Genomic DNA, 14,188 nt, shown 5'->3' on the forward strand with positions numbered 1-14,188 from the left:
ATCCACCCAACCAGAGGAATGATCGATGGCCCGACTGCTTCCCGACGCGCTCAACGTGCTTGCCGTCGGCTCACTGCGCCATGCGGGCGCGTTGCCGGCGACCGCTGAATCGACGGCACGCGCGCTCGTCTATGCCGACCTGCGCGGTCTGTCGTCTCACGGCGTGTCGCGCCTGCCGATGTATTGCGCGCAGTTGCGCAACGGCCGCGTCGATCCGGCCGCGCAAGCCGCCATCGTCGCGGATCGCGGCGCGACAGTGCTGATCGATGCGGCGGACGGCCTCGCGTATCCGGCCTGCGATCTCGCGGTGTCGACGTTGATCGGGCGCGCGCAGCAATTCGGCAGCGCGGTCGCGGGCATCAAGGGCAGCCACCACTTCGGCGTCGGCGCGGCGCATCTGGCCGCGCTCGGCGAGGCGGGCATGGTCGCGCTCGCGTTCAGCAATTCGCCGGCGGCGATGCCCGCGTGGGGCGGCAAGCGTGCGCTGTTCGGCACCAATCCGATCGCCGCGGTGTTCCCGCGACGCAATGGCGACCCGCTCGTGATCGACCTCGCGCTATCGCAAATCGCGCGCGGCAAGATCGCGATTGCCGCGCGTGATGGCAAGCCGATTCCCGAAGGCTGGGCGACCACCCGCGACGGCCTGCCGACCACCGACGCGCGCGCCGCGCTCGACGGCATGATGCTGCCGTTCGGCGGCGCGAAGGGCGCGATGCTCGCGCTGATCGTCGAACTACTCGCGGCGGCGCTGACCGGCGCGAACTTCGGCTACGAGGCGGGCTCGTTCCTGACCGAGGAAGGCGAGCGCTCGCGCATCGGCCATCTGTTCTGGGCGATCGATCCGGGCGCGCTCGCCGGCGATGACGCGTATCTGTCGCGCGTCGAGGCGCTGATCGAGATGATGCTGGAAGACGACGACGTGCGGCTGCCAGGGTATCGACGCGAAAGCCTCGCGCGCACGGCGGAGAAAGAGGGCGTCGAGATTCCGGACGCGCTGATCACGCAACTGCGGGGGCGTGATTGAAGCCGCTGGGTCAAACAGCGGCCCACTGAAAGGCGAACGGAAACTATCGGCAGCGCGGATAGTTTCCGTCGCGAATCGCGATTTCCCTTCTGGCGCCGCGTCGAATAGGATGGTCGGTATCGATTCACCCCGCTTCGACACCCCCGCAGCAGCGACGGAGATTCCGCATGGAACACCACGCCCGCACGCAGAACGAACGGCTCGACATCAAGACCACCACCTGCTACATGTGCGCGTGCCGTTGCGGCATCCGCGTGCATCTGCGTGACGGCGAGGTGCGCTACATCGACGGCAATCCGGAGCATCCGCTGAATCAGGGTGTGATATGCGCGAAGGGCGCGTCGGGCATCATGAAGCAGTACTCGCCCGCGCGTCTGACCCGGCCGCTGATGCGCAAGGCCGGCGCGGAGCGCGGCAGCGCGCAGTTCGAGCCGGTGTCGTGGGAGGTCGCGTTCGACGTGCTCGAAAAGCGACTCGCATCGATCCGCGCCACCGACCCGAAAAAATTCGCGCTCTTCACCGGCCGCGACCAGATGCAGGCGCTGACCGGCCTGTTCGCGAAACAGTTCGGTACACCTAACTATGCCGCGCACGGCGGCTTCTGCTCGGCCAACATGGCGGCCGGGATGATCTACACGATCGGCGGGTCGTTCTGGGAATTCGGCGGCCCCGATCTGGACAGCGCGAAACTGTTCTTCATGATCGGCACGGCGGAGGACCATCATTCGAATCCGCTGAAGATCGCGATCTCGAAGTTAAAGCGCGCAGGCGGCCGCTTCATCGCGATCAATCCGATCCGCACCGGCTACGCGGCGATTGCCGACGAGTGGGTGCCGATCAAACCCGGCACCGACGGCGCGCTCTTCATGGCGTTTCTGCACGAACTGATCGCCGCCGATGCGTGGGATCACGAGTTCGTGCAGCGCTTTACGAACGCGGCGGAACTCGTCGATCTCAATGAAGCCAGCGAAAACTTCGGCCTGTTCGTGCGCGATCCGGCACGGCCCGTCGGCAATCCGCTGTTTCCGCAGAATCATTTGTGGTGGGACGCACAGACAGGGCGCGCGGTGCCGCATCATGCGAGCGGGGTGACGCCCGCGCTCGACGGCCGCTATACGCTCGATGACGGCACGCCGGTCACGCCGTCGTTTGCGTTGCTGCGCGAACGCGTGGCCGATTGCACGCCCGAGTGGGCCGCTGAAATCACCGGCATTGCGGCGGACACGATACGCCGTCTCGCGGGCGAAATGATCCAGACGAGCCGCGCGCATCGGATCACGCTGCCGATCCGCTGGACCGACGCTTGGGGCGAGACGCACGAAACGGTTACCGGCAACCCGGTCGCCTTTCATGCGATGCGCGGCCTCGCCGCGCATTCCAACGGCTTCCAGTCGATCCGCGCGCTCGCGGTGCTGATGTCCTTGCTCGGCACGATCGATCGGCCCGGCGGCTTTCGTCACAAGTCGCCGTTTCCGCGCGCGGTGCCGCCGTCGGCCAAACCGCCGAACAGTCCCGATGCCGTCAAGCCGAACACGCCGCTCGCGAGCGGTCCGCTCGGCTGGCCCGCCGCGCCCGAGGATCTGTTCATTGACGAGCACGGCGGCCCGGTGCGCATCGACAAGGCGTTCTCGTGGGAATATCCGCTCGCCGTGCATGGCGTGATGCACAGCGTGATCACCAACGCGTGGCGCGGCGATCCGTATCCGATCGACACGTTGATGATTTTCATGGCCAACATGGCGTGGAATTCGTCGATGAACACGATGAAAGTGCGCGAGATGCTGGCCGACAGGCACGCGAACGGCGACTACAAAATTCCGTTTCTGGTGGTGTGCGATGCGTTCCAGTCGGAGATGACCGCGTTCGCCGATCTGATCCTGCCGGACACGACGTATCTCGAACGGCACGACGCGATGTCGATGCTCGATCGGCCGATCTCCGAGTTCGACGGCCCGGTGGATTCGGTGCGCGTGCCGGTCGTGCCACCCACCGGCGAGTGCAAGCCGTTCCAGGAAGTGCTGATCGAACTCGCGTCGCGGCTGAAGTTTCCCGCCTTCACCACGGCCGATGGTGCGCGGCGCTTTCGCGACTATCCCGACTTCATCGTCAATCACACGACCGCGCCGGATTCCGGCGTGGGCTTTCTGATCGGCTGGCGCGGCAAGGACGGCGACAAGGCGTTGGTCGGCGAGCCGAATCCGCAGCAATGGGAGCAGTACGCGAAGAACAATTGCGTGTTCCATTACCGCTTGCCCGAGACGATGCAGTACATGCGCAATTGCAACGGGCCCTATCTCGACTGGGCGGTGAAAAACGGCTTCCGCAAATTCAACGAGCCGATCCTGATCCAGCTTTACTCCGACGTGATGCAGAAGTTCAGACTCGCCGCGCAAGGGCGCACGAGTGGACGGCAGCCGCCGGATCATTTGCGCGAGCGGGTCGAAAAGTATTTCGACCCGCTGCCGTTCTGGTATGCGCCGCTCGAAAGCGCGGCCACCGATCTCGCGCGTTTTCCGCTCGCGGCCGTGACGCAGCGGCCGATGGCGATGTACCACTCGTGGGACTCGCAGAACGCGTGGCTGCGGCAGATTCATGGGGAGAACTATCTATACATGAATCCGCTGATGGCCGCGGAGAACGGCATCGAGGACGGCAACTGGATCTACGCCGAGTCGCAATGGGGCCGCGTGCGCTGCATGGCGCGCTTCAGCGAGACCGTCGAGCCCGGCACGGTGTGGACGTGGAACGCCATCGGCAAGGCGTCGGGTGCGTGGAATCTCGGGCCGGGCGCGAACGAATCGCAGCGCGGCTTCCTGCTCAATCACCTGATTACCGACGAGTTGCCCGCTCGTGACGAAACGGCCGCGCGGCTGTCGAACTCCGATCCGGTGACCGGCCAGGCCGCATGGTACGACGTGCGCGTGCGCATCTACCCGGCGGAGGCCGATGCGCGGCATACGCTGCCGCAATTCGCAGCGATGCCCGCGCTGCCTGGATCGAACGGCGTGGTCTCGCGGATCGTGCAGACTTACTTCGCGGGACGCGGCGAGTTCGCGGCGAGGCTGCGGGGAGCGAATCGGCGGAAGTAGCGAGGCAGTGGAGGCACAAACGGAAGCGTAAGCGGCGAGGCAAGGAGCGTTAGATGACCCAGATGGCGTTGGTGATCGATCTGAACGTGTGCGTGGGATGCCAGGCGTGCGTGACGAGTTGCAAGGAGTGGAACACGTCGGGCGAGTCGGGCAGTCTCGCCGATCTGAACCCCTACGATGCGGACCCGTCCGGCACTTTCTTCAACCGTGTGCAGAGTTTCGAAGCCGGCAGTTTCCCGAACGCGGAGACGATCCATTTTCCGAAATCGTGTCTGCACTGCGAGGACCCGCCGTGCGTGCCCGTCTGTCCGACCGGCGCGAGCTACAAGCGCAAGGAGGACGGCCTGGTGCTGGTCGATTTCGATCGCTGCATCGGCTGCAAGTATTGCGCGTGGGCGTGCCCGTACGGCGCGCGCGAACTCGACGAGGCGCGCAAGGAGATGACCAAGTGCACGCTGTGCGTCGATCGGATCCACGATGAAAATCTCTCCGAACGCGATCGGCAGCCGGCCTGCGTGCTCGCGTGCCCGACCTCGGCGCGGCTCTTCGGCGATATTCACGATCCGCAGTCGGTGGTCTCGAAAGCGATCGAGGAGCGCGGCGGATATCAGTTGATGCCCGAGTGGAACACGCGGCCCGCGAATCATTATTTGCCACGCGTGCCCACTGCGGCTTCGGGCTGCGGCGGCGATGCGTGCTCGTGCAAGACGGCCGGTTCGTCCACGGACGACGCGGGCCGTGCACCCGCTTCGCTCGACGCGCAGCTCGAGCGCGGTGAACTGCATCTCGCGTCGATGGCGACGCGCATCGGGTAGAACCCACAGGACCTCACGATGAATCCGGCATTTTCCGTAGTTTTCCTGACTACTTTGAGCGGTGCGGCGCAAGGCCTGCTGATCGCGCTCGTCGGCGTGGAAAGCGCCGCGCATCTGGGCCTGCTCGCATCGCCTGCGGTCGCGTTCTATGTGATCGGCGCGGCGGTGTCGGTGCTGTTGGGCGGACTTGGACTGATTGCATCGTTCTTCCATCTCGGTCATCCCGAGCGTGCATGGCGCGCGATCGCGATGTGGCGAACCTCGTGGCTGTCGCGCGAATGTCTGTGCTTGCCCGCATTTCTCGCGTGTGCGTTCTTCTACGGCGTCGCCCACTGGTTCGATTCGCCGTGGTCGCTTGCGCTCGGCTGGCTCGGCGTGCTGGCGAGCGCCGCGCTGTTCGTCTGCACCGCGATGATCTACGCGTGCCTGCGCTTCCTGCAGGAATGGGCGACGCCGCTCACGCTCGTGAACTTCACGCTGCTCGGTTGCGCGTCGGGCTTCACGCTGGCGACCGCGCTGAGCGCGTGGCGGGCGCCCGCGCTGACCGCCGGGCTCGCGATCTGCGCGTGCGTGCTGACGCTCGCGGGTTGCGCGAGCCGTTCGGCGTCGCTGGTGCGCAATGCGCGCTTGCGGCCGAAGTCGACGGTGCAGAGCGCGACCGGCATCCGCAATCCGAAGCTCGTGCAGGTCTCGCGCGGCTTCACCGCCGGCGCGTTCAATCTGCGCGAGTTCTTCCATGGGCAAACGGCGCGCACGCTGCGCGGCATCAAATGGGGCTTCCTCGTGACGGCGTTCGTCGCGCCGGTCGTGTTAATCGCGCTCGGCGCGAGCCTGAATTCGCTGGGCGCGTCGTTCGGCCTGCTCGTCGCAGCCTGTCTCGTGCAGTACGCGGGCCTCGTCGCGGAACGGTGGTTCTTCTTCGCCGAGGCGAAGCACCCGCAGAACCTCTATTACGCGAGAGTCGGCTGAAGCGCGGCCTCGCAGGGCCGCGCGGTCGTGCCGCGCACGATCAGCTCGATCGGCAGGCGCTCGTGCGGCGGCGGCTCGCCGTCGGCGAGCCAATGGAGGACCGCGCGCGCGGCGCGCTCGCCGAGTTCGTAGGTCGGCAGCAGGATCGTGGTGAGGCCGGGCATGATCTGCGATGCGATCGGCAGATTGTCGCAACCGACGATCGACAGCGCGCCGGGCACGTCGATGCTTAGCGCCTGTGCTTCGAACAGACAGCCGAGCGCGAGCACGTCGTTGCCGCAAAAGATCGCGGTGGGCGAAGGGCGCAGTTTGAGCAGATGTTGCAGACCAGCGCGGCCGCCTTCGAAGCCGAACGGCTGCTCGATCACGCAGGCGTCGGGCAGTGTGCAGCCATGTTGCGCGAGCGTCTCGCGAAAGCCCTCGATGCGTTCGCGGGCGCGGTCGTTGTGCCGCGTGAAGCCGGACACCGCGCCGAAGCGGGTATGACCGAGCGAGAGCAGATGATCGGCCGCGAGCTGGCCGATCAACCGGTTGTCGAAGCCGATCGACGGCGGCGTCTCCCCAGCGGCGGCGAGCTCCGCAGACGGATGCGACCACATGATCACCAGCGCGACCTGGCTCGCGCGGATCAGCTCGTAGGTTTGCGCGGCGTGATCCTGGCCGACCAGCAGGATCGCGTCGACCGAACGTTCCAGCAGCGCGCGCACCACCTCGGTTTCGGCGGACAGGTTGTACTCGTGCGCGGAGATCAGCAGTTGATAGCCGGAGTTCGACAGCGTGGTCTGCAATCCCTGCACCGCGCGCGCGAAGATCGCGTTGTCGAGGGTCGGCACGATCGCGCCGACCGTGCGCGCCCGCCCTAGCGCGAGCGCGCGCGCCGCGCCGTCCGGCACGTAGCCGAGCGTCGAGATCGCCTCGCGAATGCGCGCGCGCGTGCCCGGCTTGACCATGTCAGGGTTGGATAAGGCGCGCGAAACCGTGGCCGTGGAGACCTCGGCCAGGCGCGCAACGTCGCCGATGCGAGCCCGCGAAAGAGGTGGATTGCTCACGTGAAAGTCCAGTCCGAAGTCAGTCCGGCCAATGTCGATAAACCGATTGTAGTCCGCCAATGCAAGCGCACAACATTTTGCGGAGCATACCCGTGTAAGTCCCGATACAAGTATTGCCCAGCGGGATTATAGTGAAATGCAAGCGGTTGCATTTTGCTGCAACGATGCACACCGCATCCCACGAGGAGACGACGTGCTACTGGCTATTCGTTCCATCCGCTCACCGCGCCTTGCCTGCAGTCTCGCCACACTCGGCGCGACGCTCGCGCTCTGGTACACACTGACCGGTCTCACCGGCCTGGTCGGGCCGTCGCGTTTGCCGGCGCCCGCGGAAGTGTGGCAGGCACTGTTGCAGGTGGCGGGCGAGGGCTACGCGGACGGCCGCCTCGACCAGCACATCGTGCAAAGCGTCAAGCTCGTGCTGTACGGTTTCTTCACCGCTGCTGCCACCGGCGTGCCGCTCGGCTTGTGGATGGGCCAGTCGCGCCGCGCGCAGGCTTTCTTCAATCCCATCTTCAGCATGCTGCGGCCGATTCCGCCGCTCGCCTGGATTCCGCTCGCGATCGTCTGGCTCGGTCTCGGCGACGCCGCGAAGGTCATGGTGATCTGGTTCGCGGCGTTCGTGCCGTGCGTGATCAACAGCTTCGCGGGTGTGCGCAATCTCGACCCGGCGTTGCTCGAAGCCGCCGACATGCTCGGCTTGCGGCGCGGGCAGTTCGTGCGCGAAGTGATGTTGCCCGGTGCGTTGCCGATGATCTTTACTGGCCTGCGGCTGTCGTTGCAGGCGTCATGGACCACGCTCGTCGCCGGCGAATTGATCGGCGCGGTGCGCGGCCTCGGCCATCTGCTGACCCAAGGCTCGCTCGACATCTTCCCGGCGATGATCTTCGTTGCGATGTTGAGTGTCGCGCTATGCGGCTGGCTGATGACCGTGCTGCTCGGCATGATCGAAAACCGTTCGATGCCCTGGAGGCCGTCGCGATGAAACTGCAGCATCTGGCGCGTTCCGAAATGGATCCGATGGCCGTGGTCAGGCGAACCGATGCGGCGCACGCGAAAGACGCGCGTCGCCTGGCCGGCCGCAGCGACGCTGACGCGCGCGCTGGCGCGCCGCGTCGCGGCACGCTGTGGGCGCTGAGCGCGGCCGGTCTGATCGCGTTCTTCGGCATCTGGTGGCTGGCTGCCGCGGCCGAGTTGATCCCCGCGATGTTCCTGCCGACGCCGCTCGCGGTGGCCACGCGTTTCGTCGAACTGCTCACGCATCCGTTCGCCGGCTACACGCTCGAACAGCATCTGTGGTCGAGCCTGCAGCGCTATCTGCTGGGTCTCGCGCTGGCCATCGCGGTCGGCGTGCCGCTCGGTCTGATGATGGGCTGGTTCCGCTGGCTGGACTACATCGTGAGTCCGTTGTTCGAAACGTTGCGCTTCGTCGCGCCGATCGCGTGGGTGCCGTTCGCGGCACTGTGGTTTGGCACGGGGATCGGGGGGCCGGTGCTGATCATTTTCGCGGGCGCGTTTGCGCCGTGCGTGGTGAACGCGTATCGCGGCGCGCAGCTGGTCGACGGGCGGCTGCTCGAAGCCGCGCGAATGCTGGGTATGACGAACCGCATGATCGTTTGCGAAGTGCTGTTGCCCGGCGCATTGCCCGCGGTGATCGCGGGCTTGCGGGTGGCCGCCGGCCTCGGCTGGATGTCGCTGGTCGGCGCGGAGCTGATCGTCGCGTCGAGTGGGATCGGCTACATGATGGTGAAAGGGCAGTCGGCCATCAATACCGCCACCGTGATGAGCGGCATGATTGCGATCGGCATGGTCGGCGCGCTGATCGACTGGCTGCTCGGACGAATCGAGACGTTCGCGATGCGCCATCGGCGCCGCGCGCGCCGCTGACAAGAAGGCGGCATGGCGAACGCCCGCCCGCAATAGCGGCCTTTATCGAAGCCCGAATCGCCTGGTGAACCCGCTGCAAATTGCTACGGAGTACCAACATGAGTGTGATCCGTTTTGACGATGTCTCCCGTGTATTCAGTCATAACCGCAGCGGCGTGCTGGCGTTGGACCATGTCGATCTCGAGATCGACGACCGCGAGTTCGTCGCGATCGTCGGGCCGTCGGGCTGTGGCAAGACCACGTGCCTGCGCATGGTCGCCGGGTTGGAGTTTCCATCGTCGGGCGCCGTCAGTGTGGATGGCCGCAAGGTGCTGCGCCCCGGCCCCGATCGCGCGGTGGTGTTCCAGCAATTCGCGCTGTTTCCGTGGAAGACGGTCTATCAGAACATCGAACTCGGATTGCGCGCGCAAGGCGTGCAGGCGCCGAAGCGTCGTGACACGATCGAACGCTACATGGATCTGATGAATCTGCGCGGTCACGAAAGCGCGTATCCGCATCAACTGTCGGGCGGTATGCAGCAGCGCGTCGCGATCGCGCGCGCTTATGCGCTGGACCCCGGCGTGCTGCTGATGGATGAGCCGTTCGGCGCGCTCGACGCGCAAACGCGCATCGTCATGCAGGAAGAACTGGTGCGCGTCACGCGTGCCAATCCGCGCACCGTGCTGTTCATCACGCACGCGGTCGAGGAGTCCGTCTATCTGGCGGATCGCGTGGTTGTGATGACGAACCGGCCTGGCCGGATGAAGGAAATCGTCGACGTGAAGTCGGTGCGCGAAGCGAATCAGTGGGATCAGCACAAGCGGATCGAGGACGTGATGGATCTGGAGTCGTTCGTGCGTCTGCGCACGCATATCTGGAAGTCGTTGCGTGATGAACATGGCGGCGAGCGCGAAGCCTCGTGAGTGGCCCGACGAATTCAGAACGAGGAGACCAACATGAAATGTTTGCGAGCGATTCCCGTCATTGCAATGCTCTGTACCGCGCCCACGCTGTTCGCCACGCATGCCGATGCCGCTGCGCTCACGCCGATCAAGGTGTCGTATCAACCGGCGCTGTACTGGGCGTTGCCGTTCTACGTGGCGACGGAAAAAGGCTGGTGGGCGGGCGCGGGGCTCGCGCCGGAATTCGTCGTGTTTCCGGCCGGCGTGCCGCAAATGGCGGCAGCCGCGGCGAAGTCGTGGGATGTCGGCGGAACCGGCTCGGTGCCGGCGGTGCTCGGCTATAAACGCTTCGGCGTCGAAGTGATTGGAATCACTAACGATGAATCGCAAGGCAACGTGCTGATGGCGAGCAAGGCACGCTACGACGCGGTGAAGAACAATCCGGCGTCGCTGAAAGGGCAGACGATCGTACTGACGTCCAACTCGACCGGCGACTACGCGGTGCAGGCGTGCCTGAAGAAGTACGGACTCGCGAAGTCCGACGTGACGCTGAGAAACATGGGCCAGGCCGAAATCATCTCGGCAATGTCATCCGGCAATGCGGACTACGCCGGGGTCTGGGCGCCGTATGACTACACGCTCGAAGAAAAGGCCGGCGCGCGCGTGCTGTGCAGCGGCAAGGACGGCGGGGCGTCGGTGCCTGGGGCGCTGGTCGTGCGCGGCGACTATGCGAAGGAACATCCGGAGGCGGTGGCGGCCTTTCTCGCCGTCTATCTGCGCGCGTGGTCTTGGATGAAGGCCAATCCCGACGAGGCTGTCGCGTTGATGAAGAAGTTCTATCACGAAGGCGGCGTCACCATCACCGACGCGTCGATGCAGAAGGAGTTCGCCACGCGCCCGACCTTTGATCTCACGCAGCAACTCGCCGCGATGGATCGCAGCAAGGGCCCGTCCGAAGCGGACAAGTGGTTCACCAGCATCGCACAGTTCATGCGCGCGTCGGGTGCGCTGACGGCAGTGCCGGATGCGAAGGACTACATCGACGACAGCATGATGAAGCGCGTGCAGGCCGACCCAAAACTGTCCGCGTTCGCGACCGCGACCAAATGAGTGCGAGCCGGGGCGAGCGTCCCGGCTCGAAGTGCTGAGCGCGAAAAAAAGCGATAGCGAAACGACACCGCGGCGAGACCCAGGCAAAGAGCCAGGCAAGACCCCAGCGGTCTTTTTTAAAGCCCCGTCATGCAAGCGGTTGCATACGCCGAATTCATACCTACCGCACTGGCATCGAGAGGAGAAAGCGATGAGCGTCACCTACCTGAAGAAAGCGAGCAAGACTCCGGAAACGGAAACCGCCACCGCGCAGAAAGTCGTCGCGGAGATGCTGGCGCAAATCGAGGCGAACGGCGAGTCCGCCGCGCTCGCTTACGCGAAGCAGCTCGATGGATGGGACGGTCCGATCATCGTGTCCGCCGACGAAATCGAGCGGCGCGCAACCGAAGTACCCGCGCACGTGCGGGCCGACATCGACTTCGCCGCGCGTCAGGTGTTCGACTTCGCGCTCGCGCAGCGTCGCTCGATCGAAGACTTCGCGGTCGAGCTGTACCCCGGCGTGACGGCCGGGCAGAAGGTCGTCCCGGTGAACGTGGTCGGTTGCTACGCGCCGGCGGGGCGCTATGCGCATATCGCGTCCGCGTACATGGGTGTCGCGACCGCGAAGGCCGCGGGCGTGAAGACGGTGATCGCGTGTTCGAGTCCGTTCCGCGGCGGTGGCATTCATCCATACGTGCTGTACGCGTTCAAGGCGGCGGGCGCCGACGTCGTGATGACGCTCGGTGGCGTGCAGGCGATCGCGTCGATGGCGTACGGTCTCTTCACCGGCAAGCCCGCCGACGTGGTGGTCGGGCCCGGCAACAAGTTCGTCGCGGAAGCCAAGCGCGCGTTGTTCGGCAAGGTCGGCATCGACGTGTTCGCGGGACCGTCCGAAGTTGCGGTGATCGCCGACGAGAGCGCGGACCCCGCGATCGTCGCAAGCGATCTGGTCGGCCAGGCCGAACACGGACACGAATCGCCGGCGTGGCTGTTCACGTCATCGAAGGCGCTCGCGCTGGAGGTGATGCAACGCGTGCCCGAACTGATCGAGCGCTTGCCGCCGACCGCGCGCGATGCGGCCGGCGCCGCGTGGCGCGACTATGGCGAAGTGATCGTCTGCAATACGCGCGAGGAGATCGCCGAGGTGTCCGACCGCTACGCGCCCGAACACCTCGAAGTGCACGCCGCGAATCTGGACTGGTGGCTCGAACGGCTCACGTGCTACGGCTCGCTATTTCTCGGAGAGGAAACCACGGTCGCGTTCGGCGACAAAGCCAGCGGCCCGAACCACGTGCTGCCGACCAAGGGCGCGGCGCGTTATTCGGGTGGCCTGTCGGTGCATAAATTCGTGAAGACGCTCACGTGGCAAAAGATGACGCGCGACGCCGCGAAGCAGATCGGTGAAGTGACGGCGCGCATCTCGCGGCTCGAAGGCATGGAAGCCCACGCGCGCACCGCCGACGACCGGCTCGACAAGTACTTCCCCGACGAGCGCTTCGTGCGCGGCGAACCGGTGGTGGTGTGATGGCGGCGCAAGTCGAAGCGGCGGTATTGCCGCGCATGCTGGGCCTGTTCGATCTGAGCGGCCGCACCGCGCTGGTAAGCGGGGGCAACTCGGGAATCGGCGAGGCGATGGCGCACGCGCTCGGCCTCGCGGGCGCGCGCGTGATTCTGGTCGCGCGGCGGCCCGACGCGCTGGAGGCCGCGCGCGAGCGCTGCTGTGCCGCCGGCATCGACGCGTACATCTTGCCGTACGATCTTGCGGACGAAGACGCCGCCCGCGACTGCGCGCTCGCGGCGCAGCGCGAGTATGGGCAGATCGACATTCTCGTCAACGCGGCGGGGATCAATCTGCGCCAGCCGTTCGTCGAGGTCACGCCCGATGCGTGGCGGCGGCAGATCGCGCTGCATCTGGGCGCGCCGTTCTTCATGACACAGGCGCTCGCGCCCGCGATGCAGTCGCGCGGCTTCGGGCGGATTCTGAACATCGCGTCGCTGCAGTCGTACCGCGCGTTCGGCGACAGCGCGCCGTATGGCGCCGCTAAGGGCGGCATCGTGCAGCTCACGCGCGCTATCGCGCAGGCGTGGTCGCGGCACGGCATCACGTGCAACGCGATCGGCCCCGGCTTCTTTCCGACCGCGCTCACCGCGCCCGTATTCGCCGACGCCGCGCTCGCCGATCATCACGCGGTCCAGACCTGCATCGGCCGCAATGGGCGGGTCGAAGATCTGTACGGCGCGACCGTGTTTCTCGCGAGCGAAGCGTCGGCTTATATCACCGGACAAACCCTGATGGTCGATGGCGGCTATACCGCGCGCTGACTGCATCGGAGAACGCACATTCATGAAAGCACTCGTGTACACGCAGCCCAATGAGATGCAACTGCAGGAGCGGCCGTACCCGCACGCGGAAGCCGGCGAGGTCGTGCTCAGAATCGACGCCGTGGGAATTTGCGGCTCCGATATGCACGCGTATCACGGTCACGATCCGCGCCGCAAACCTGGGCTCGTGCTGGGGCACGAGTTCGCCGGCACGATCGTCGAAACGCGGGCGCCGCATTTGCCGGTCGGATTGCGCGTGACCGGCAATCCGCTGATCACCTGCGGACGCTGCGACTATTGTCTGCAAGGACGCGACAATCTGTGCGTCGACCGGACCATGGTCGGCATGACGCGGCCGGGTGCGTTCGCCGAATACATGTCGATTCCGGCGGCCAGCATTGTCGAGATTCCGCGGCAGATGTCCGCGACGCATGCGGCGATGACCGAGCCCGCCGCGACCGCGCTGCATGCGATCAATCTGTCGATGCGCGCGCTTGCGCGGCCGTTGCCGGAGACGCGCACGCTGGTGATCGGCGGTGGCGCGATAGGACTGCTGTCGGCGTTGCTGCTGAGCAGCTACGGTTGCCGCGACGTGCAGATGGCCGAGGTGAATCCGCTGCGGCGCGAGTCCGCCGAGCTGCATGCGAGATGCCACGCGTTCGATCCGAAGAGCGTCGAGACGCCGCCGAACCATTTCGATTTCGTGCTCGACGCGGTCGGGGCCAAGGCGACCCGCACGCTCGCGATGGCCGCCGTGAAACCGGGCGGCGTGATCATGCACATCGGTTTGCAGGATTGGGCGAGCGAGATCGACATGCGCAAGCTGACGCTCGCGGAGATCGCGCTGTTGGGCACCTATACGTATTCGATGGCGGATATGCGAGCCACAGTGGCGGCGCTCCACAAGGGCGCGTTCGGCGATCTGCGTTGGGCGCAAACGCGGCCGCTCGATGACGGCGGCCGCGCGTTCGCGGAGTTGGACGAAGGGGTGATCGGGTCGAGTAAGGTGATTCTGTTGCCGGCTTAGTGGTTTGCCGCGTGAGCGCCCGAGCCGGCGCGCTCA

12 protein-coding genes are annotated in these 14,188 nt (G+C 65.8%); 11 read left to right on the top strand and 1 reads right to left on the bottom strand.

Annotated features, from left to right (window positions below):
* The first annotated feature begins 25 nt into the window (after positions 1–25).
* The 4 genes from BGI01S_RS21480 to BGI01S_RS21495 all read left to right on the top strand — a co-directional run bounded on the left by BGI01S_RS21480 (position 26) and on the right by BGI01S_RS21495 (position 5,897).
* The gene (locus BGI01S_RS21480) at positions 26–1,024 is read left to right on the top strand and encodes an Ldh family oxidoreductase (RefSeq protein WP_042328034.1); all 999 of its coding nucleotides are present in this window, start codon (positions 26–28) and stop codon (positions 1,022–1,024) included.
* A 167-nt stretch (positions 1,025–1,191) separates the two neighbouring features.
* Entirely contained in the window at positions 1,192–4,113 is a 2,922-nt protein-coding gene (locus BGI01S_RS21485; protein ID WP_042328035.1) for a molybdopterin-dependent oxidoreductase, read from the top strand.
* Between the two features lie 53 nt (positions 4,114–4,166).
* Complete coding sequence (locus BGI01S_RS21490) at positions 4,167–4,928, top strand: 4Fe-4S dicluster domain-containing protein (RefSeq protein WP_042328036.1); 762 nt, start codon at positions 4,167–4,169, stop codon at positions 4,926–4,928.
* A gap of 18 nt (positions 4,929–4,946) precedes the next feature.
* A complete protein-coding gene (locus BGI01S_RS21495; RefSeq protein ID WP_042328037.1) occupies positions 4,947–5,897 on the top strand; it encodes a dimethyl sulfoxide reductase anchor subunit family protein in 951 nt (316 codons plus the stop codon).
* Here BGI01S_RS21495 and BGI01S_RS21500 read toward each other — a convergent pair.
* Positions 5,879–6,946, bottom strand: a complete 1,068-nt coding sequence (locus BGI01S_RS21500) for a LacI family DNA-binding transcriptional regulator (protein WP_042328112.1) — start codon at positions 6,944–6,946, stop codon at positions 5,879–5,881. The two genes, BGI01S_RS21495 and BGI01S_RS21500, sit on opposite strands and share 19 nt — an antisense overlap.
* Before the next feature lie 193 nt (positions 6,947–7,139).
* Here BGI01S_RS21500 and BGI01S_RS21505 point away from each other — a divergent pair, with 193 nt between their 5' ends.
* The 7 genes from BGI01S_RS21505 to BGI01S_RS21535 all read left to right on the top strand — a co-directional run bounded on the left by BGI01S_RS21505 (position 7,140) and on the right by BGI01S_RS21535 (position 14,152).
* The gene (locus BGI01S_RS21505; protein WP_042328038.1) at positions 7,140–7,931 is read left to right on the top strand and encodes an ABC transporter permease; all 792 of its coding nucleotides are present in this window, start codon (positions 7,140–7,142) and stop codon (positions 7,929–7,931) included.
* Entirely contained in the window at positions 7,928–8,833 is a 906-nt protein-coding gene (locus BGI01S_RS21510) for an ABC transporter permease (RefSeq protein ID WP_084585454.1), read from the top strand. Before BGI01S_RS21505 ends, BGI01S_RS21510 begins: the two co-directional genes overlap by 4 nt.
* Before the next feature lie 98 nt (positions 8,834–8,931).
* Positions 8,932–9,735 carry an ABC transporter ATP-binding protein gene (locus tag BGI01S_RS21515; RefSeq protein WP_042328039.1) on the top strand — a complete coding sequence of 268 codons (804 nt, stop codon included), beginning with the start codon at positions 8,932–8,934 and terminating at the stop codon, positions 9,733–9,735.
* Positions 9,736–9,768: 33 nt separating this feature from the next.
* A complete protein-coding gene (locus tag BGI01S_RS21520; RefSeq protein ID WP_042328040.1) occupies positions 9,769–10,824 on the top strand; it encodes an ABC transporter substrate-binding protein in 1,056 nt (351 codons plus the stop codon).
* A 190-nt stretch (positions 10,825–11,014) separates the two neighbouring features.
* Positions 11,015–12,328, top strand: coding sequence for a sulfopropanediol 3-dehydrogenase (hpsN, locus tag BGI01S_RS21525; RefSeq protein WP_042328041.1), 1,314 nt, complete (start codon positions 11,015–11,017; stop codon positions 12,326–12,328).
* A complete protein-coding gene (locus BGI01S_RS21530; protein WP_269781770.1) occupies positions 12,328–13,125 on the top strand; it encodes an SDR family NAD(P)-dependent oxidoreductase in 798 nt (265 codons plus the stop codon). Before hpsN ends, BGI01S_RS21530 begins: the two co-directional genes overlap by 1 nt.
* A 22-nt stretch (positions 13,126–13,147) precedes the next feature.
* Entirely contained in the window at positions 13,148–14,152 is a 1,005-nt protein-coding gene (locus BGI01S_RS21535; protein ID WP_042328042.1) for an alcohol dehydrogenase catalytic domain-containing protein, read from the top strand.
* The last annotated feature ends 36 nt before the right edge of the window (positions 14,153–14,188 follow it).

The organism is Paraburkholderia ginsengisoli NBRC 100965, assembly GCF_000739735.1.
In the GTDB taxonomy this organism is placed as follows: Bacteria; Pseudomonadota; Gammaproteobacteria; order Burkholderiales; family Burkholderiaceae; genus Paraburkholderia; species Paraburkholderia ginsengisoli.

Coding starts and splice junctions, on each gene's coding strand:
- BGI01S_RS21480 (WP_042328034.1), top strand. CDS start 26: ATGGCCCGACTGCTTCCCGACGCGCTCAACGTGCTTGCCGTCGGCTCA.
- BGI01S_RS21485 (WP_042328035.1), top strand. CDS start 1,192: ATGGAACACCACGCCCGCACGCAGAACGAACGGCTCGACATCAAGACC.
- BGI01S_RS21490 (WP_042328036.1), top strand. CDS start 4,167: ATGACCCAGATGGCGTTGGTGATCGATCTGAACGTGTGCGTGGGATGC.
- BGI01S_RS21495 (WP_042328037.1), top strand. CDS start 4,947: ATGAATCCGGCATTTTCCGTAGTTTTCCTGACTACTTTGAGCGGTGCG.
- BGI01S_RS21510 (WP_084585454.1), top strand. CDS start 7,928: ATGAAACTGCAGCATCTGGCGCGTTCCGAAATGGATCCGATGGCCGTG.
- BGI01S_RS21515 (WP_042328039.1), top strand. CDS start 8,932: ATGAGTGTGATCCGTTTTGACGATGTCTCCCGTGTATTCAGTCATAAC.
- BGI01S_RS21520 (WP_042328040.1), top strand. CDS start 9,769: ATGAAATGTTTGCGAGCGATTCCCGTCATTGCAATGCTCTGTACCGCG.
- hpsN (WP_042328041.1), top strand. CDS start 11,015: ATGAGCGTCACCTACCTGAAGAAAGCGAGCAAGACTCCGGAAACGGAA.
- BGI01S_RS21530 (WP_269781770.1), top strand. CDS start 12,328: ATGGCGGCGCAAGTCGAAGCGGCGGTATTGCCGCGCATGCTGGGCCTG.
- BGI01S_RS21535 (WP_042328042.1), top strand. CDS start 13,148: ATGAAAGCACTCGTGTACACGCAGCCCAATGAGATGCAACTGCAGGAG.